Here is an 18,540-nt window from a genome sequence, read left to right as displayed (position 1 = left end):
GAGTACAGATCTAATTCTGATCTAAGCATTCCCTTATCGCCACTTAACCAGTAAAATGTCGCACCCTTTTGGGATTAGGCTGGTTCGAGGTAATAACAAATGTTCTATAAACAACAATATGACGTGATAGTGATCGGTGGTGGTCATGCCGGTACTGAAGCAGCAGCTGCAGCTGCACGCATGGGTCAAAATACCTTGTTGCTTACTCATAACATTGAGACTTTAGGTCAAATGTCTTGTAACCCAGCCATTGGTGGTATTGGTAAAGGTCACTTAGTAAAAGAAATTGATGCCTTAGGTGGCCTAATGGCACAGGCTGCCGACCTTTCAGGGATCCAATTTAGAACCCTAAACTCATCCAAAGGCCCAGCAGTTCGTGCAACTCGCGCTCAGGCAGACCGAGTACTTTATCGAGCCGCGATCCGTGAGCGTTTAGAAAACCAAGCCAACCTAACTATCTTTCAACAAGCTTGTGACGACTTGATCGTAGAAAATGATCAAGTGGTAGGGGTGGTTACTCAAATGGGCCTACAGTTACGTGCACGCAGCGTAGTGCTCACTGTGGGAACATTCCTTGGTGGCATGATCCACATAGGTTTAAATAACCATGCTGGTGGCCGAGCTGGTGATCCACCGTCAATTGCTTTAGCTCAACGACTTCGAGAACTACCGCTACGAGTTGATCGCTTAAAAACCGGTACTCCACCTCGCATTGATGCGCGCAGTATCGATTTTAGCCAAATGCAGCCACAGCCTGGTGATACACCTACACCGGTATTTTCGTTTATTGGTAAACAAAGCGATCATCCACAGCAGATCCCTTGTTATATCACTCACACCAACGAGTCTACTCATGACATTATTCGTAATGGTTTAGACAGAAGCCCGATGTTTACCGGTGTGATTGAAGGTATTGGACCGCGATATTGCCCATCTATCGAAGATAAAGTAACTCGCTTCGCCGATAAAAACTCACATCAGATCTTTATTGAGCCTGAAGGCCTAACCACTCACGAAGTGTACCCAAATGGTATTTCTACCAGCTTACCTTTTGATGTTCAGGTTAAGTTAGTTCACTCGATGAAAGGTTTAGAGAATGCCCATATAACCCGTCCGGGTTATGCCATTGAATATGACTTCTTTGATCCTCGTGATTTAAAACAAAGTCTTGAAAACAAATACTTAAAAGGCTTGTTCTTTGCTGGACAAATCAACGGGACTACCGGTTATGAAGAAGCCGGTGCCCAAGGTTTAATTGCTGGCTCTAATGCTGCCCTTTACGCTCAAGGTAAAGATGCATGGGCACCTCGACGCGACCAAGCTTACATGGGCGTGTTGATCGACGACTTAGCCACTTTAGGCACTAAAGAACCTTACCGTATGTTTACTAGCCGTGCCGAATATCGCTTATTGTTACGTGAAGACAACGCCGATATGCGTTTAACTGAGCAAGGTCGTAAGCTTGGTTTAGTAGACGATCATCGTTGGCAGTTGTTTAATCAAAAAGTGGAAGCGGTTGAGTTAGAACGCCAACGCTTAAAAGACACTTGGGTTCATACCAATTCTAAGCAATTGGATCAGCTAAACCCATTGTTGAAAAATCCAATTACTCGCGAGCATTCTTTAGAAGAATTGATCCGCCGACCAGAGCTTAACTACCAACAATTGATGGAAATTGATGGCTTTGGACCTGGATTAGAACTACCAGCCGCCGCTGAGCAAGTTGAAATCCAGATCAAATATGATGGCTATATTAAACGCCAATTAGAAGAAATTAAGAAAACCCAAAAGCATGAAAATACTTTGCTACCTTTAGATTTGGATTACTCTAAAATTAGCGGTCTATCGAATGAGGTAGTTGCAAAACTAACCAATGCCAGACCAGAAACCATAGGTAAAGCAGCACGTATTTCGGGAGTAACTCCAGCTGCGGTATCATTGCTATTGGTATATTTGAAAAAACACGACTTGGCACGCAAGTCAGCTTAGGATGATCGGGTGTTAAAATCTCGCTTACAGGGCTTATTGGCTCAAACGTCTTTGCAGCTTACCGAGCTGCAAATCTCTCAACTGGTTAGTTTGGTTGAGCAGCTCGATAAATGGAATAAAGCTTACAACCTTACCTCGGTAAGAGATCCTATGGAGATGATGGTAAAACACATTCTCGATAGTTTAGTGGTAAGTCCTTACTTACAAGGTGAGCGTTTTATTGATGTTGGTACAGGGCCTGGGCTACCTGGTCTTCCCTTGGCCATTATCAATCCTGATAAACAGTTTGTATTGCTTGATAGTTTGGGGAAACGAATTACTTTTATTCGCCAAGTTTGTCATTTACTCAAACTCGATAATGTTACCGCGGTGCAGAGCCGAGTAGAAAACTACCAACAAAACCTCGATTTTGATGGCGTAATAAGCAGAGCGTTCGCTTCTTTAGAGGATATGCTCAACTGGTGTTCTCACCTACCCGCAAATAATGGTAAATTCTATGCTTTAAAAGGCTTAGTGCCTGAACAAGAGCTAGAAAACCTGCCTGAAGGCTTAAAACTGCACAGTATCGAGAGTTTAACGGTTCCCGAACTTGAAGGTCAGCGACATCTAGTTATTATTGATAAAAATAACCCTTAGGCGAAAATATTGTGGGTAAAGTAATTGCGGTTGCCAACCAGAAAGGTGGCGTAGGAAAAACTACAACCAGCGTAAATTTAGCGGCGTCTATGGCGGCCACTAAACGCAAAGTATTGTTGATTGACCTAGACCCACAAGGTAATGCCACCATGGGCAGTGGTGTTGATAAATACGACGTTCCAAAAACAGCCTATGAGTTACTGATTGATGAAGAACCTATCGATCAAGTAACGGTAAAAGATACCAGCGGATTTTTTGATTTAATTGCAGCTAACTCTGATGTTACCGCTGCCGAAATTAAATTAATGGAATTTTTCGCGCGCGAAGTACGCTTACGTAATGCATTAGCGCCCGTGCGTGACTACTACGATTACATTTTCATAGATTGCCCGCCTTCGCTCAACATGCTTACCGTTAACGCAATGGCTGCTGCCGACAGTGTATTGGTGCCAATGCAGTGTGAATATTACGCCTTAGAAGGCTTAACCGCTTTAGTTGATACCATTAGTAAATTGGCTTCTGTAGTTAATCCTGATCTGCAAGTTGAAGGCATTTTGCGCACCATGTTCGATCCGCGAAATAGATTATCGTCGGATGTAAGTGATCAGCTTAAGCAGCATTTTGGTAAAAAAGTCTACCGAACTGTGATCCCAAGAAATGTGCGTTTAGCCGAAGCCCCTAGCTTTGGTAAACCAGCCATGTATTATGATAAAACGTCAAATGGTTCTAAGGCTTACCTTGCTTTAGCGGGTGAAATTATTCGCCGCCATGAAGAAGAAGCACAAGCGGTGGTCGTAGATTAATGAATACGGATAAAGACATGTCAGCGAGAAAACGTGGATTAGGTAAAGGATTAGATTTATTACTCAGTACCAGTAATAACGCTCGTCAACGTCAAGTTGAAGAGGACACTAAAGCCGATACTAATCAGCAAACCGTTGATGAAAACCGTGGTGAACTGCGTAAGCTACCTATCGAATGGTTACGCCCTGGTAAGTACCAACCTCGTAAAGACATGTCGGCTGAAGCACTTGAGGAACTGGCTCACTCGATAGAAGCACAAGGGGTTATTCAACCCATTGTGGTTCGAGAAGTGGGTGATAATCAATTTGAGATTATTGCCGGTGAGCGCCGTTGGCGCGCCTCGCAACAAATTCATCTGCACGATGTTCCTTGTTTGATTAAAAACGTGAGTGATGAAAACGCGGTTGCTATTGCGCTTATTGAGAATATTCAGCGTGAAGATCTTAATGCAATGGAAGAAGCGGTTGCCCTTGACCGTTTAATGAACGAATTTGAACTTACTCATCAGCAGGTCGCTGAAGCGGTAGGTAAATCTCGTACAACTGTAACCAACCTGCTGCGTTTAAATAGCCTTGATAACGATGTGAAAATCTTATTGGAACATGGCGACATTGAAATGGGTCATGCGCGTGCCTTGTTAGCTTTAAGTGGCGAAACTCAAGCCGAAACTGCACGTAATGTTGCAGCCAAAGGCTTAACTGTGCGTGATACCGAAAAGCTGGTTAAGGCAGTTTTAAACCCAAAAGCCCCTAAACAAGCAGCTAAAATTGATCCAGATATTAACAGATTAGAGCAAAGAATAAGCGAACGCTTAGGTGCTGGTGTGAAAATTCAGCAAAACAAAAAAGGCCAAGGTAAGTTGGTTATAGACTATGCAAACTTGGATGAATTAGATGCTATTTTGGCGCTCTTCATCGATTCCGATGAAACACTTTAGTTTTTATAAACTATTCTTACCTACATTTCTTTGATCTTGATTACCTAACTTTCACCAAAAAATGACCAAAATCGCTGGTTTGTAACATAAAAATTAACAATAACCGCTATTTGTTTATGTAAGCTGTTACAAATTGGTGACTTCCGCTTTGCTTCTGATTGCAAAAGTGCGCGTTCAACGTATAATCATTAGGCTTTTTCGCAAGCCCTTTTTACCTACTTATAGGTAATGGGTTAAATGTAAAAACTAGTAGAGGTCGAGAATGTCTGGGTCTTTAACAACAGAAGTACGCCTTAAGGCGTTATATTTTGTTATCTTTCAGACAGGGTTTGTCGCACTGCTAACACTTAAAAGTGGTTTCTTTTTTGATAAAGAGACTGCCATTTCTGTGTTACTCGGAGGAATAATCTTTTTACTACCAAATGCGTTGTTTACTGCCATGGCATTTATGTTTGTGGGAGCTAGACATCGAAAATACGTAGTATTGAGCTTTTATCTCGGGGAAGTCGTAAAACTTTCTCTAACAGCCATTATGTTCATACTAGCCTTTGCCTTGCTAGATGTAGTGCCTTTAGCACTATTGCTAGGCTTTGTTTTTAGTACTTTGACGCAATGGACTGCCTCTATTTTTCTTAGTAACAAAAATAGGATGATAAATGGCTGCTGAAGGTAACGTTTCAGGCTATATCCAGCACCACCTTACAAACGCTCAAATGTGTATGGCCGATGGCGGTCTGGCATTTAATTACGCTTGTAAGGATGCAGGGTTCTGGACTTGGCACATTGATTCACTCCTGTTTTCAGTTGGCTTGGGCGCTTTGTTCTTATTTCTTTTTTATAAGGCAGGGCAAAAAGCAACAACTGGCGTACCTGGCAAGTTTCAATGTTTTGTTGAAATGATGGTTGAGTTTGTTGATGGAGCCGTTCGTGACGCATTCCATCGCACCGACCGTGTTATTGCGCCAATTGGTCTAACCATCTTCGTGTGGATTTTCCTCATGAACTTGATGGATCTAGTCCCTGTTGACTTTATACCCCACGTCGCCGGACTTATGGGCGCTGAGTACTTTAAAATTGTACCAACTACTGATTTAAACATTACATTGGGCATGTCTATTGCCGTGTTTGGTTTAATCATTTTTTACAGTATTAAAGTAAAAGGACTGAAAGGGTTTACAAAAGAGCTAACGCTTAATCCTTTCAACCATTGGTCAATGATTCCATTCAACTTCTTGTTAGAATCGGTCACCTTATTGGCTAAACCTTTCTCACTCGCTTTGCGTCTGTTCGGTAACCTGTATGCAGGTGAATTGATCTTTATTCTTATTGCCGCACTTGTTCCTTTATGGGCTCAATGGACCTTATCTGTGCCATGGGCAATTTTCCATATTCTGGTCATTGTGCTTCAGGCGTTTATTTTCATGATGCTAACGATAGTTTATCTAGCTTTAGCCCATGAAGATCACTAATTAAGTTTAATAAAAACTGTTTTAACCTAATAAATACTATTTGGAGAAAATCATGGAAACTGTTGTTGGTTTAACTATTATCGCTGTTGCAATCATGCTGAGCATGGCCGCTCTTGGTACTGCTATCGGTTTTGCACTTTTAGGTGGTAAATTGTTAGAAGCATCAGCCCGTCAGCCTGAGCTAGCCCCTGCACTACAAACTAAAATGTTTATTATTGCTGGTCTACTAGATGCGATCTCAATGATTGCCGTGGGTATCGCGTTATTCTTCGTATTCGCTAACCCGTTCGTTGCCTTGTTAGGTTAATCCTTCGATTCCTAACAAATAGGAGGTGTCGTTGTGAATATCAATGCAACCATGTTTGGACAAGCGATATCGTTCGCGATTTTTTGTTGGTTCTGCGTTAAATACGTATGGCCACCATTAATCGATGCGATTGAAGCTCGTCAAAAGAAAATTGCGGATGGTTTAGCTGACGCTGAACGTGCCGGAAAGGATCTTCAATTAGCTCAAGCGAAAGCTTCAGAGCAAATGAAAGACGCCAAGTCCGAAGCTGCTGGTATTATCGAGCAAGCTAACAAGCGCAAAATTCAAATCATCGACGAAGCAAAAGAGCTGGCTAACATTGAGCGAGAAAAAATTCTTGCTCAAGGTAACGCAGAAGTTGAAGCTGAACGTAATCGTGCTCGTGAAGAGTTACGTGCACAAGTAGCTGCTTTAGCCATCGCTGGCGCTGAGAAAATTCTTGAGCGTTCAATCGACAAAGAAGCCAACAAGCAGATTGTTGATAAGCTAGTCGCTGAGCTGAAATAAGGGATAAAAGGTAGAGCTTATGGCTGATTTAACCACCATTGCTCGTCCCTACGCTAAAGCTGCGTTCGATTTTGCTGTTGAGCAAAAAGCCTTAGAACAGTGGACTGAGATGCTAGCATTTGTTGCCGAAGTGGCAGCCAATGAGCACGTTGCAGTTCAACTGAAAAGGGAGTCAGCAAATACTTTGGTTAATTTATTTACCACTGTATGCGCCGAACAGCTTAACGAGCATGGCCTTAACTTAATTAAGTTAATGGCTGAGAACGGACGTTTAAATGCGTTGCCTGCTGTGTTAGCTCTTTTCTTGGAGTATAAGGCCGAATTGGCTAAGGAAATAACCGCTGATGTTGTTTCCGCTACCGAGTTAGATGCCGCGCAGCAAGCGCAAATTAGTGCTTCCTTGGAACAGCGTTTAGCACGCAAAGTGAAGCTTAACTGTAGTGTTGACGCCTCACTAATGGCCGGTGTGATTATTCAAGCCGGTGATTTAGTGATTGATAGCTCTGTTAAAGGGCAATTGGCGAAACTTTCTGAAACACTGCAAGCGTAATTGGGGAATAGAGCATGCAACTGAATTCCACTGAAATAAGCGAACTGATCAAGCAACGTATTGAGCAGTTTGAAGTTGTCAGTGAAGCTCGTAACGAAGGTACTATCGTTTCTGTAAGTGACGGTATTCTTCGCATTAATGGTCTTGCTGATGTAATGCAAGGCGAGATGATTGAGCTTCCTGGTAACCGTTATGCTATCGCATTAAACCTAGAGCGTGATTCTGTAGGTGCGGTAGTAATGGGCCCTTATGCTGACTTAGCAGAGGGTGACAAAGTAAAAAGTTCTGGTCGTATTTTGGAAGTTCCAGTAGGTCGTGGCCTATTAGGACGTGTACTAAATACACTAGGTGAGCCAATTGATGGTAAAGGCGCAGTAGACAACGATGGCTTCTCGCCAATCGAAGTAATTGCACCTGGCGTAATGGAACGTAAATCGGTAGATAAACCTGTTCAAACAGGTATTAAAGCGATTGACTCAATGATTCCAATCGGCCGTGGTCAGCGTGAGTTGATTATTGGTGACCGTCAGATTGGTAAAACAGCCATCGCTGTTGACACCATCATTAACCAAAAAAGCTCTGGCATTAAATGTGTTTACGTAGCGATTGGCCAAAAAGCCTCTACTATCGCTAGCGTAGTACGTAAGCTAGAAGAATACGGCGCAATGGAGTACACCACCATTGTTGCAGCTTCTGCATCAGATTCAGCCGCACTACAATACCTAGCGCCTTACGCGGGTTGTACCATGGGTGAATATTTCCGTGACCGCGGTGAAGATGCACTAATCATCTATGATGATTTGTCTAAGCAAGCCGTAGCTTATCGTCAAATTTCTTTGCTACTACGTCGTCCGCCAGGCCGTGAAGCTTACCCAGGTGACGTATTCTACCTTCACTCTCGTCTACTAGAGCGTGCCTCTCAGGTAAACGAACAGTACGTAGAAGAGTTCACTAAAGGCGAAGTAAAAGGTAAATCAGGTTCATTAACTGCATTGCCTATTATTGAAACCCAAGCCGGTGACGTATCAGCATTCGTACCAACCAACGTAATTTCGATTACCGATGGTCAGATCTTCCTAACAGGCCAGTTGTTTAACTCTGGTACTCGTCCGGCGGTTGACCCAGGTATTTCGGTATCGCGTGTAGGTGGTGCAGCACAAACTAAGATTATTAAGAAACTGTCTGGTGGTATTCGTACTGCATTGGCACAGTTCCGCGAACTAGCTGCATTTGCTCAGTTTGCTTCTGACTTAGATGATGCAACACGTAAGCAGTTAGACCACGGTCAAAAAGTAACCGAGTTAATGAAGCAGAAGCAATTCAGCCCATTATCTGTTGCTGAACAAGCACTAGGTCTATACGCCGCTGAAAAAGGTTACTTAGCTGACGTAGAAATCGATAAGATTGTTGATTTTGAAGCAGCGTTGCTAGCTTACGCTAACAACGAGTACGCCGATCTATTAGCGACTATTAACGAAAAAGGCGATTACAACGACGAGATTGATGCATCGATTAAAGGCTTAATTGAAAGCTTTAAATCTACGCAATCTTGGTAATCAAACCTGACGAATAGGAGCAATAGATATGGCCGGCGCTAAAGAGATTAAAGGTAAGATTGGCAGTGTTAAAAACACCCAAAAGATTACCAAAGCGATGGAGATGGTTGCAGCAAGTAAAATGCGTCGTTCGCAAGACGCAATGGAAAGCAGCCGTCCCTACGCAGTAGCTATGCGCAAAGTAATTGGTCATATCGCGCTAGGTAAGCTCGAGTACAAGCATCCGTATGCTGTAGAACGAGAAGCCAAGCGTGTAGGTTATATCGTGGTATCTACTGACCGTGGTTTGTGTGGCGGCTTAAACATTAACTTGTTTAAGCAAGTTGTCACCGACATGCAGCAGTGGAAAGACAAAGGGGTTGAAACTGACCTTGCCGTTATTGGCGGTAAAGCAACAGCCTTCTTTAATAGCCACGGTGGTAATGTGGTAGCTCAGAACTCTGGCTTGGGTGATCACCCAACCGTTGAAGAGCTTATCGGTACCGTAAAAGTGATGTTAGAAGCCTACGATGAAGGCAAGCTAGATCGCATTTATGTGGTGTACAACAAGTTTGTAAACACCATGGTACAAGAACCAACGATTGACCAATTATTGCCGCTGCCTAAAGCAGATGATCCAGAAATTGCGTCTCGCAGCTGGGATTATTTATACGAGCCAAGTGCTGAAGAAATTCTCGACGGCCTACTAGTTCGTTATATCGAATCTCAAGTGTATCAAGGTGTGGTGGAAAACCTAGCCTGTGAACAAGCTGCACGAATGGTTGCAATGAAAGCGGCAACCGATAACGCGGGTAACCTGATTGATGAGCTTCAGTTGGTATACAACAAAGAGCGTCAAGCAGCGATTACTCAAGAATTGAGCGAAATTTCTGCGGGAGCTGCAGCCGTTTAAGGCAAGGCACTAAGCAATATATTTAGAGGAATCAACATGAGTAACGGTAACATCGTCCAAGTAATTGGCGCTGTTGTGGACGTTGAATTTCCACATGACAGTGTACCTAAGGTATACAATGCTCTAGAAGTTCAAGGCGAAGAGTTAGTTCTTGAAGTTCAACAGCAAATTGGTGGTGGCGTAGTTCGTTGTATCTGTATGGGTGCATCGGAAGGCGTACGTCGCGGCCTAGAAGTGGTTGATACTGGTGACGCGATTAAAGTGCCTGTGGGTGATGCCACCCTAGGTCGCATTATGAACGTACTAGGTCAAACTATTGACCACAAAGGTGAAATTGAAACGGAAGAGCGTTACAAAATTCACCGTTCTGCTCCAACTTATGAAGAGCAGGCTAACTCTAGCGAATTGCTAGAGACTGGCGTAAAAGTTATCGACTTGATTTGTCCATTCGCTAAGGGTGGTAAAATTGGTCTATTCGGTGGTGCCGGTGTAGGTAAAACCGTAAACATGATGGAGTTGATCAACAACATCGCTAAAGCTCACTCAGGTCTATCTGTGTTTGCTGGTGTTGGTGAGCGTACTCGTGAAGGTAATGACTTCTACTACGAGATGGAAGAAGCCGGGGTACTTGATAAAGTAGCCATGGTTTACGGTCAGATGAACGAGCCACCAGGAAACCGTCTACGCGTAGCGTTAACGGGTTTGACTATGGCTGAGAAGTTCCGTGACGAAGGTAAAGACGTATTGTTGTTCATCGACAACATTTACCGTTACACCTTGGCCGGTACCGAAGTATCTGCACTTTTAGGTCGTATGCCATCAGCGGTAGGTTACCAGCCTACATTGGCTGAAGAAATGGGTGTTCTTCAAGAACGTATTACATCTACTAAGACTGGTTCGATTACTTCGATTCAGGCGGTATATGTACCTGCGGATGACTTGACTGACCCATCTCCTGCAACCACTTTCGCGCACTTAGACGCAACCGTTACGCTAAACCGTAGCATTGCAGCAATGGGTTTATACCCAGCGATTGACCCACTGGATTCAAACTCTCGTCAGTTAGATCCTCTTATCGTAGGTCAAGAGCACTATGAAGTTGCTCGCGGTGTGCAAGGCGTATTACAACGCTATAAAGAATTGAAAGATATTATTGCGATTCTAGGTATGGATGAATTGTCTGAAGAAGACAAGCAAACCGTAGCTCGTGCGCGTAAGATCGAGAAATTCTTAACTCAAGATTATCACGTAGCTGAAGTTTTCACTGGTAACCCAGGTAAACTTATCCCACTTAAAGATACTATCCGTAGCTTTAAAGGCCTATTGGCTGGCGATTACGATGATATTCCAGAGCAAGCGTTCTTGTATGCAGGCGATATTGATGACGTGCTTGAGCGCGCCAAAAATATGTAAGCTTCGCCAATTGGCGTAACAGGAGGCTGAAATGGCAGCGATGACAGTTCACTTGGATGTGGTGAGCGCAGAAGAGAAAATTTTCTCTGGCCGCGTTGAGCACTTACGAGTAACCGGTGAAGAGGGTGAGTTAGGAGTATTGCATGGTCATGCTCCACTACTAACCCCAATTAAGCCTGGTATGGTTCGCATGGTTAAACAGCATGGTCACGAAGAGGTGATTTACATCTCGGGTGGTTTCTTGGAAGTACAACCAGGAAACGTAACCGTGTTGGCAGATACCGCGATTCGAGGCAACGAGCTCGATAAAGCCAAGGCCCAACAAGCTAAACAAGCTGCAGAGGAAAGCATTAGCAATCCCAACAGCGATGTGGATTTTGCGAAAGCTCAAGTTGAACTTGCTAAAGCAATGGCTCAACTTCAAGTTATCGAAATCCTCGGAAAAAACGTCCGATAGATTTAGCTTGATAATAAAAAGGCGCTCCCAGAGCGCCTTTTTTGTCTGTGAAAAATGATGCTGACATCAACGAAACCTATTTTTATAGCCGCTACTATAGTTATAAATAGCTTGGCTTCGTGCTAACAACAACTACTTTTAGTGGGTTTGAACTTAGCTTCAAACTAACACTCATCAAGGGATGGATATGGCAACAATTTCGCCATTAAATCAAGCAAGCAAAGCCTTGCTCTCAGAGCGTATTCAAGGCCTTATTAAAGCCTTATCAGCAGGCATCTACGAACGTGAAGAAAGCTTTAAGCTATGTCTTTTGGCTGCCCTAGCAGGCGAAAGTGTATTTTTGCTAGGCCCGCCTGGTATTGCCAAAAGCATGATTGCCAAACGTTTGGTAAAAGCCTTTAAAAGCCAAAGCTTCTTTGATTACCTAATGACTCGCTTCTCTACCCCAGAAGAAGTGTTTGGCCCTTTATCTATTCAAGAGCTTAAAGATAATGGTAAGTACGTTCGTTTAACTGAAGGCTATTTGCCCACAGCGCATATTGTTTTTCTTGATGAGATCTGGAAAGCAGGTCCGGCTATTCTCAATACCCTACTCACGGTAGTGAATGAGCGCACTTTTCGAAATAGCTACGAAAACTTGCCTGTACCGATGCGCTTACTTATTTCTGCTTCAAATGAACTTCCCGAAGAAGATGGTGGCTTAGAAGCACTTTATGACCGTATGTTACTGCGGGTATTTGTAAATAGGATTCAGCAAAAAGACAACTTCAAAGCCCTGCTGCTCGATAATCAAAGCTTGCAAGAGATCCCCGAACACCTTGTGATTAGCGACGAAGAGTATCAAACGTGGCAAGCGCAACTTGGCCAAGTCACCATGAGTGACGAAGTGTTTGAGAAAATGTACCTAATTAAAAACTTGGTTGAGCAAGGTTTGCCTCTGGCCGGTGAAGGCAGCATTGTTGGTGATCTCTATGTGTCGGATCGACGCTGGAAGAAGTCAGTACACCTGTTGCAAACTAGCGCATTTTTTAATGGCCGCTCAGAGATTAACCCGCTCGACTTGCTGCTATTGCAAGACTGCCTCTGGCATAACCTAGAAGATCGCCAGTTTATTCAAACTTGTATTAAAGACTATGCCGTCAATCATGCATTCGATCAGCTTAAGCTAAAAGAGCTTGCCGAAGGGGCCGAGCGTCATTATCAAGCCACCGTGGATGATATTTGCGAGCAGCTTACCCTACAGTTTTCTCATGATTCAGGCTTAAGAAAAGACCAATATAAATACGATTTTAGTAGTGCTAAACGTTACCCCAATAAACATGGTGGCGAGCTATTTAAGCTGGTGGTATTGCAAAGCAATTTGTCGGTGAGTGAAAAAGACAAAGGTGAAACGCGTTGGGTCTATGTGGATGCAAACGAGTTCTCAAAGAAAATAAAAAGCGGTAATTGTGAAATGCTTGGGCGGATTAACGAAGGTTCCGAGTTATGTCAGCTACGCTTTGACATTGATATTAACCACCAGCTAGTGATTAAAGATTTAGCTAATAGGCCTTTATTGCTAGGCATTGCTACACAACAAGGCCTCGATGACGATTTAGTGGCTAGCTGGCAACAGCAAATTGATGCAGTGTTAACTAGTATTAAACAAGCAGAGTATGAGCTAAAACGCAGCCGGGCTCAGTTTCACGGTGCCTTGCCCCACAACTTTATATCTAATCAACTGCCAGAGTCGATAGAGGCAAGCCTAATGGAAGTGGATATGATGGTATCAGGGGTTGCTAGCTTGCTAGATAAACAGGCTTATAGAATGCGCAATATAAACGACTTTTTTAACTAGGTTAAAACATGTTAGATAGCCTGCAATTTGGTGTGATGTTAGCCGAGTCGGGACTGCTTGATGAAGCAGTTCGCGAGGTGATGATGCGTCCGCAACTGATGATGATTGCAGAGTCTAGCCCTGGTATTCAAAGTGCCATGAAAAGCCAAGTTAGCAAATGGAAAAGTCAAATTCGTGCTCAGCTTGGTCAAATCACCATTGAAGAAAAATTTGCCGAAGAAATAGCCTTGTATCAGCGTTCTATTGAATTAGATAGTGCCGCATTCAGCCAACAGTTAGATGACTTATTGATACAGTTAAGCGTTTGTTCTTCCTTTTATGGCAAGGCAAGTGAGTTGGCTGCTCATCCTCACCACCGTTATAGCCCAATGTTTCAAAGCTACTTTTGTAATCAGTGGTTTGAAAACATTGCCAAGGCACTTAATCAAGCTCAGCTAGATGAAATGAAGCAGCATAAGCAAGCCTTGCTGGCCGATCTTTATCAACGGGTTGAAACACTGCAGGCCATGCCTGAAATGACCGAGTCGGGTGACTCAAATAAGCTAGGCCGGTTATGGGATATGGCGGCGGCAAAGCTGCGTAAAAGTGAAGTTAATTTGCTTAAGCAGTTTGCGGTGTTCCTCAAGTCGCAAAAAGGTCTACAAAAAATTGCTGAGCAGTTAGGCAGAATGGCCGACCAAGTGAGTGACCCAAATGCTAGCAATGCACCGGTTGAAGAGCCTCAATTGGTTGAGGAGCAATTAGAGCAAGTTACCGACGATATAGTTGGAGTGCACGAAGGTGATGACTTAGCCAAACTCCTGCCTAATGAAACCATGTTCTTAGCCTACCCAGAGTTAGAGGTTATTTTTTATAAGCACTTAGTTGACCACCAGCTAATGAACTATCAAATGCAGGGCAAGCAGCGCAAGTTACGTAAGGTGAAAACCTACAAAAAAGCAGCTGACGAGACCATGCTGGATAAGGGCCCATTCATTTTAGCCATTGATAGCTCTGGCTCTATGCAAGGTTTCCCTGAGAAGTGTGCTAAAGCCCTAGCTTATGGCTTAATGCAAATAGCCTTAGCTGAGCAGCGTGACTGTTATGTAATTATGTTTTCAACAGAGCTCATCACTTACGAACTCACCAAGAAAGATGGCTTAAGAGAAGTTCTTAACTTTTTGTCTTACAGTTTTCATGGCGGCACCGATATGGCCGCAGCGCTCCAGCAAGCGGTTAAGCAAATGACAGAGGATAAATACCAAAATGCAGATTTAGTGGTATTGTCAGATTTTATTGCCCCTGCTCCACCTAATGATTTGTTAGATACAATCAAGCAGTTAAAAGCGCAAAAAAATCGATTTCATGCGCTTAAATTATCTAGCTACGGAAACCCCGAATTAATGCAGGTGTTTGACCATCTATGGGATTACACTCCTTCACCAATGAAGCGCTTGTTTAAACGATAATTCCAAAGCTGATGCGTTTCGCTTACACTTGTTTAAGTTATCGATAATCATTTTGGTTGATTGGGAAAATCAACCTGTAATAAGGAAACAAAATGAACTTCAGTGTTGTTATTTTGGCTGCCGGTAAAGGAACAAGGATGCGTTCAACTTTGCCGAAGGTACTTCATAAATTAGCGGATAAACCAATGGTGCAGCACGTCATCGATACCGCTAAAACATTAAAGCCAGAAGCTATTCACCTTATTTATGGTCATGGCGGTGAATTGATTAAACAGCAAATTCAAGACCCAAGCCTAAACTGGGTTGAACAAGCTGAGCAACTAGGTACTGGTCATGCTATGCAACAAGCTGCACCGCATTTTGCGCCTAATCAGCCGGTCGTTATGTTATACGGCGATACCCCCTTAATTAGTGAACAAACTATTCAGCGCTTAATTGAAGCTTTGCCAGAAAACGGCATTGGTTTACTCACCGTAGATCAAGAAGACCCAACCGGCTATGGGCGAATTGTGCGTGAAAATGGCAGCGTAGCAGCGATTGTAGAGCACAAAGATGCAACCGCTGAGCAGCTAGCGATTAAAGAAGTGAACACTGGCGTATTAGTGGCAAACAGTAATGACTTTAACCGCTGGTTGGCTAACTTAAGTAACGACAATGCTCAAGGCGAATACTACGTTACCGACATTATTGAAATGGCCACTAAAGAAGGCAACGTGGTCCAAGCGGTTCAACCCGACTCTATTGTTGAAGTGCAAGGGGTTAATGACCGAGTTCAACTAAACGGTTTAGAGCGCGCTTACCAAAAAGCCCAAGCTGAACAGCTATTACGTGATGGCGTAAGTCTAGCCGATGCTAACCGCTTTGATTTACGTGGCGAGTTAAGCATTGGTAGCGACTGTTTCATCGATATCAACGTGATAATTAAGGGCAAAGTTACCATTGGTAACAATGTAACTATTGAAGCTAACGCTATTTTGATTGATTGTGAGATTGGCGATAACGTCACCATTAAAGCTAACAGCATTATTGAACAAGCTAGCTTAGCGGCAGATGCTTCCGCTGGTCCATTTGCTCGCCTTCGCCCTGGAGCCAAGCTGGAGCAAGATGCTCATGTAGGTAACTTTGTAGAAATGAAGAAGTCTACACTAGGTAAAGGCTCTAAAGCTGGTCACCTAACTTATCTAGGTGATACTACGGTAGGTGAAAAAGTGAATATTGGTGCTGGCACTATTACCTGTAATTATGATGGTGTTAATAAATTCCAAACGGTGATTGAAGACGGTGCCTTTATTGGTAGCGATACCCAGTTAGTTGCTCCAGTTACCGTGGGTAAGAATGCAACCGTAGGTGCTGGTTCTACAATTACTAGCGATGTAGAAGCTGAAGTATTGGCAATATCTAGAACCAAGCAGCGTAGTATTAAAGGTTGGCAACGTCCAGTTAAGAAATCTTAATTATCTGAATTGTTTATAAAAAGCGGCCTTTGGTCGCTTTTTTTGTTTTAGCGACTGTTTTCACATAAATCCCTACTTTTATTAGGTATAACTAGAGTTTTGCTTTAGGGACAGACCATGAACAAACAGTTTGAACACCCGCTGCCAAACAGCGAAGGTTATTTTGGCGAATATGGTGGAAGTTTTATTCCGCCAGAGCTTCAAACAGTAATGAATGATATTAATCAGGCTTACTTAGACATTCGCCAAGATCCAGAGTTTGTAAAAGAGCTTACTCGTTTGTATCAAGACTATGTGGGTCGCCCTAGCCCAATTTTCCACGCCGAGCATTTATCGCAAACCTATGGCTGCGACATTTACTTAAAACGTGAAGACCTAAACCATACTGGCGCGCATAAAATTAATCACTGTTTAGGTGAAGTGCTACTGGCTAAAAAAATGGGAAAAACCAAAGTTATTGCCGAAACCGGCGCTGGTCAGCATGGGGTTGCTTTAGCAACTGCTGCTGCCTTGTTAGGGTTAGAGTGTGATATTCACATGGGTGAAGTAGATATTGCTAAAGAGCATCCTAACGTAGTGAGAATGCGTATTTTAGGTGCCAATGTTATCCCCGCTACTCACGGTAGAAAAACTTTAAAAGAAGCTGTAGATAGCGCTTTTCAAGCTTACATGGCAGACCCTCATACCCAGCTTTATGCTATTGGTTCGGTGGTTGGGCCTCACCCCTTCCCGATGATGGTACGAGACTTCCAATCAATTATTGGCATAGAAGCACGTGAGCAGTTCCAAGCAATGACCGGAGCTCTACCAGACAATTTAGTGGCTTGTGTTGGTGGTGGCTCTAACGCTATGGGGTTGTTTAGTGCCTTTTTAGAAGATGAAGCGGTCGCTATGCATGGTTGTGAACCTGCCGGTCGCAGTTTAGAAGAAGTGGGTGAACATGCAGCTACGTTAACCAAGGGTGAACCTGGCACTATGCATGGTTTCCATTCCTACATGCTTAAAGATGAGCAAGGAGAGCCTGAGCAAGTTTATTCAGTAGCTAGTGGCTTAGATTATCCCTCGGTTGGGCCACAGCATGCCTACCTAAAAGACTTAGGCCGAGTTCAATATGGTGTAGTGAGCGACAAAGAAGCCATCGACGCATTTTTTGAGCTCTCGCGTTTAGAAGGCATTATTCCAGCAATCGAATCTGCTCATGCTGTAGCTCACGCTATCAATTTGGCTAAGCAAGGTAGTAAGGGCTCTATTCTGATTAACTTGTCTGGCCGAGGCGATAAAGACATCGACTTTGTGGTAGAAAAGTACGGTAAAGAATACGGAATAGAATCGCTGCTTTAAGTGGTAAAACTTGGTAAACAAAAAAGGCCACAAGTGAACACCTGTGGCCTTTTTTAGTTTGGATAAAGCCAGTTTAGAATTTATAAGCTACGTTGAGCATTGGCCCGCGATAGTTATATTTTAAAGTGGTTTCATTCCATTCCGCTTCAACTAGGTAGTAGTTATAACCTAGCTCAACATCCCAATTTGGGTTGATATGGTAAGAGATAGAGGCGTTTAAATCGGCTAAGTAACCACTAGTATTGTCTATCGAGATATAGAAGAACTGAGTATGTGCACCAATTGTCCAATCTTCCGATAAGTCGTAATCTGCCCATAGCCCTATATCAGGTAATGGAGCAGTGGTTGACTCATCTACTACTTCGCCGTTGGTATTGGCGCTGTCACAAGTAATGGTTCCACTATTATCAACACAACCAGCTATCTCGCCGCTAAAGCCCATCTCAATGAACATAACGTGCAAGCCTAAAGAACCCCCTATTTCAGCACGCTCTGTTTTATAGAAAGAGTAACCATAACCAGCGCGCAAAATGTCAATGTCCATGCGGGTATCAATAGATGCGCCTACCAGGATACCTTTATCAGGATTATTAGGAAGGGTATAACCAAAGGTTGATTTGGTAGTGGCTTGTCGATGTAAGCGACGCCAATCGGCATAGACATAGTGGCGTTCGTTAAACTTATAGCCGGCTTCGAAAAAAGGAAGAAACTGAGATTCTTCAAGGTTGAAGGTGTCTTCAAAATCCAGTTTTAGGTCACTACCATCAAATGCTTTAGTTGATATAGATGAATCGGTTTGCGCCCAAAAGCCACCGGCTTTTATCACCCATTCACCAGCAAAACTGGTAGAGCTAAAGCTTGCTACTAGGGCAGCAAGAGGGAGCCACTGCTTGGTTTTCATATACTATCCTTGTATCGCAGTACTAAAACAGAGCTACAGATG

Annotated in this window: 18 protein-coding genes; 17 read left to right on the top strand and 1 reads right to left on the bottom strand. The window is 43.3% G+C overall.

The genetic code is table 11. From position 1 onward, the window contains the following. Positions 1–99 precede the first annotated feature (99 nt). From mnmG to trpB, 17 genes are all read left to right on the top strand, one after another. A complete protein-coding gene (gene mnmG / locus OV592_RS21570; protein ID WP_406609966.1) occupies positions 100–1,989 on the top strand; it encodes a tRNA uridine-5-carboxymethylaminomethyl(34) synthesis enzyme MnmG in 1,890 nt (629 codons plus the stop codon). Between the two features lie 9 nt (positions 1,990–1,998). Continuing rightward, positions 1,999–2,625, top strand: a complete 627-nt coding sequence (gene rsmG, locus OV592_RS21565) for a 16S rRNA (guanine(527)-N(7))-methyltransferase RsmG (RefSeq protein ID WP_016400264.1) — start codon at positions 1,999–2,001, stop codon at positions 2,623–2,625. Between the two features lie 11 nt (positions 2,626–2,636). Continuing rightward, positions 2,637–3,428, top strand: a complete 792-nt coding sequence (locus OV592_RS21560) for a ParA family protein (RefSeq protein ID WP_016400263.1) — start codon at positions 2,637–2,639, stop codon at positions 3,426–3,428. A 17-nt stretch (positions 3,429–3,445) separates the two neighbouring features. After that, positions 3,446–4,366 carry a ParB/RepB/Spo0J family partition protein gene (locus OV592_RS21555; RefSeq protein WP_406609965.1) on the top strand — a complete coding sequence of 307 codons (921 nt, stop codon included), beginning with the start codon at positions 3,446–3,448 and terminating at the stop codon, positions 4,364–4,366. 262 nt (positions 4,367–4,628) lie between these two features. Then, positions 4,629–5,033 (top strand): ATP synthase subunit I, encoded by a 405-nt coding sequence (locus OV592_RS21550; protein WP_051147554.1) that lies wholly within the window; start codon positions 4,629–4,631, stop codon positions 5,031–5,033. Then, positions 5,023–5,835, top strand: a complete 813-nt coding sequence (atpB, locus tag OV592_RS21545; protein WP_152785095.1) for a F0F1 ATP synthase subunit A — start codon at positions 5,023–5,025, stop codon at positions 5,833–5,835. The genes OV592_RS21550 and atpB overlap by 11 nt, the downstream gene beginning before the upstream one ends. Before the next feature lie 52 nt (positions 5,836–5,887). Beyond that, entirely contained in the window at positions 5,888–6,142 is a 255-nt protein-coding gene (atpE, locus tag OV592_RS21540; protein ID WP_016400258.1) for a F0F1 ATP synthase subunit C, read from the top strand. Between the two features lie 33 nt (positions 6,143–6,175). Next, positions 6,176–6,649 (top strand): F0F1 ATP synthase subunit B, encoded by a 474-nt coding sequence (gene atpF / locus OV592_RS21535; protein ID WP_016400257.1) that lies wholly within the window; start codon positions 6,176–6,178, stop codon positions 6,647–6,649. Between the two features lie 19 nt (positions 6,650–6,668). Beyond that, on the top strand, positions 6,669–7,199 hold the full coding sequence (atpH, locus tag OV592_RS21530) for a F0F1 ATP synthase subunit delta (RefSeq protein WP_016400256.1): 531 nt from the start codon (positions 6,669–6,671) through the stop codon (positions 7,197–7,199). A 14-nt stretch (positions 7,200–7,213) separates the two neighbouring features. Continuing rightward, positions 7,214–8,755: a F0F1 ATP synthase subunit alpha gene (atpA, locus tag OV592_RS21525; RefSeq protein WP_016400255.1), complete on the top strand. Its 1,542-nt coding sequence runs from the start codon at positions 7,214–7,216 to the stop codon at positions 8,753–8,755. Between the two features lie 28 nt (positions 8,756–8,783). Then, on the top strand, positions 8,784–9,647 hold the full coding sequence (atpG, locus tag OV592_RS21520) for a F0F1 ATP synthase subunit gamma (protein WP_016400254.1): 864 nt from the start codon (positions 8,784–8,786) through the stop codon (positions 9,645–9,647). A 36-nt stretch (positions 9,648–9,683) separates the two neighbouring features. Further along, positions 9,684–11,060: a F0F1 ATP synthase subunit beta gene (gene atpD / locus OV592_RS21515; protein WP_016400253.1), complete on the top strand. Its 1,377-nt coding sequence runs from the start codon at positions 9,684–9,686 to the stop codon at positions 11,058–11,060. A 31-nt stretch (positions 11,061–11,091) separates the two neighbouring features. Further along, a complete protein-coding gene (locus tag OV592_RS21510) occupies positions 11,092–11,517 on the top strand; it encodes a F0F1 ATP synthase subunit epsilon (RefSeq protein ID WP_016400252.1) in 426 nt (141 codons plus the stop codon). Positions 11,518–11,704: 187 nt separating this feature from the next. Next, positions 11,705–13,354: an ATPase RavA domain-containing protein gene (locus tag OV592_RS21505; RefSeq protein WP_406609964.1), complete on the top strand. Its 1,650-nt coding sequence runs from the start codon at positions 11,705–11,707 to the stop codon at positions 13,352–13,354. Between the two features lie 8 nt (positions 13,355–13,362). After that, on the top strand, positions 13,363–14,802 hold the full coding sequence (gene viaA / locus OV592_RS21500; protein WP_406609963.1) for an ATPase RavA stimulator ViaA: 1,440 nt from the start codon (positions 13,363–13,365) through the stop codon (positions 14,800–14,802). 92 nt (positions 14,803–14,894) lie between these two features. Then, complete coding sequence (gene glmU, locus OV592_RS21495; RefSeq protein ID WP_406609962.1) at positions 14,895–16,256, top strand: bifunctional UDP-N-acetylglucosamine diphosphorylase/glucosamine-1-phosphate N-acetyltransferase GlmU; 1,362 nt, start codon at positions 14,895–14,897, stop codon at positions 16,254–16,256. A 117-nt stretch (positions 16,257–16,373) separates the two neighbouring features. Beyond that, a complete protein-coding gene (trpB, locus tag OV592_RS21490; RefSeq protein ID WP_406609961.1) occupies positions 16,374–17,597 on the top strand; it encodes a tryptophan synthase subunit beta in 1,224 nt (407 codons plus the stop codon). A gap of 73 nt (positions 17,598–17,670) precedes the next feature. Here the strand turns inward: trpB and OV592_RS21485 are convergent, their stop codons facing one another. Continuing rightward, positions 17,671–18,498 (bottom strand): outer membrane beta-barrel protein, encoded by an 828-nt coding sequence (locus OV592_RS21485; protein WP_152785103.1) that lies wholly within the window; start codon positions 18,496–18,498, stop codon positions 17,671–17,673. Positions 18,499–18,540: the final 42 nt, after the last annotated feature.

It is taken from the genome of Agarivorans sp. JK6 (assembly GCF_045277145.1).
Lineage (GTDB): Bacteria > Pseudomonadota > Gammaproteobacteria > Enterobacterales > Celerinatantimonadaceae > Agarivorans > Agarivorans albus.
Note: the sequence above shows the minus strand (reverse complement) of the source record. Positions and strands in the feature narration are given on the sequence as shown.

What these genes read in the sequence shown, in the direction of transcription:
- mnmG (WP_406609966.1), top strand. Translation starts at nt 100, where the DNA reads ATGTTCTATAAACAACAATATGACGTGATAGTGATCGGTGGTGGTCAT.
- OV592_RS21555 (WP_406609965.1), top strand. Translation starts at nt 3,446, where the DNA reads ATGTCAGCGAGAAAACGTGGATTAGGTAAAGGATTAGATTTATTACTC.
- OV592_RS21550 (WP_051147554.1), top strand. Translation starts at nt 4,629, where the DNA reads ATGTCTGGGTCTTTAACAACAGAAGTACGCCTTAAGGCGTTATATTTT.
- atpB (WP_152785095.1), top strand. Translation starts at nt 5,023, where the DNA reads ATGGCTGCTGAAGGTAACGTTTCAGGCTATATCCAGCACCACCTTACA.
- atpE (WP_016400258.1), top strand. Translation starts at nt 5,888, where the DNA reads ATGGAAACTGTTGTTGGTTTAACTATTATCGCTGTTGCAATCATGCTG.
- atpH (WP_016400256.1), top strand. Translation starts at nt 6,669, where the DNA reads ATGGCTGATTTAACCACCATTGCTCGTCCCTACGCTAAAGCTGCGTTC.
- atpA (WP_016400255.1), top strand. Translation starts at nt 7,214, where the DNA reads ATGCAACTGAATTCCACTGAAATAAGCGAACTGATCAAGCAACGTATT.
- atpG (WP_016400254.1), top strand. Translation starts at nt 8,784, where the DNA reads ATGGCCGGCGCTAAAGAGATTAAAGGTAAGATTGGCAGTGTTAAAAAC.
- atpD (WP_016400253.1), top strand. Translation starts at nt 9,684, where the DNA reads ATGAGTAACGGTAACATCGTCCAAGTAATTGGCGCTGTTGTGGACGTT.
- OV592_RS21510 (WP_016400252.1), top strand. Translation starts at nt 11,092, where the DNA reads ATGGCAGCGATGACAGTTCACTTGGATGTGGTGAGCGCAGAAGAGAAA.
- OV592_RS21505 (WP_406609964.1), top strand. Translation starts at nt 11,705, where the DNA reads ATGGCAACAATTTCGCCATTAAATCAAGCAAGCAAAGCCTTGCTCTCA.
- viaA (WP_406609963.1), top strand. Translation starts at nt 13,363, where the DNA reads ATGTTAGATAGCCTGCAATTTGGTGTGATGTTAGCCGAGTCGGGACTG.
- glmU (WP_406609962.1), top strand. Translation starts at nt 14,895, where the DNA reads ATGAACTTCAGTGTTGTTATTTTGGCTGCCGGTAAAGGAACAAGGATG.
- trpB (WP_406609961.1), top strand. Translation starts at nt 16,374, where the DNA reads ATGAACAAACAGTTTGAACACCCGCTGCCAAACAGCGAAGGTTATTTT.
- OV592_RS21485 (WP_152785103.1), bottom strand. Translation starts at nt 18,498, where the DNA reads ATGAAAACCAAGCAGTGGCTCCCTCTTGCTGCCCTAGTAGCAAGCTTT.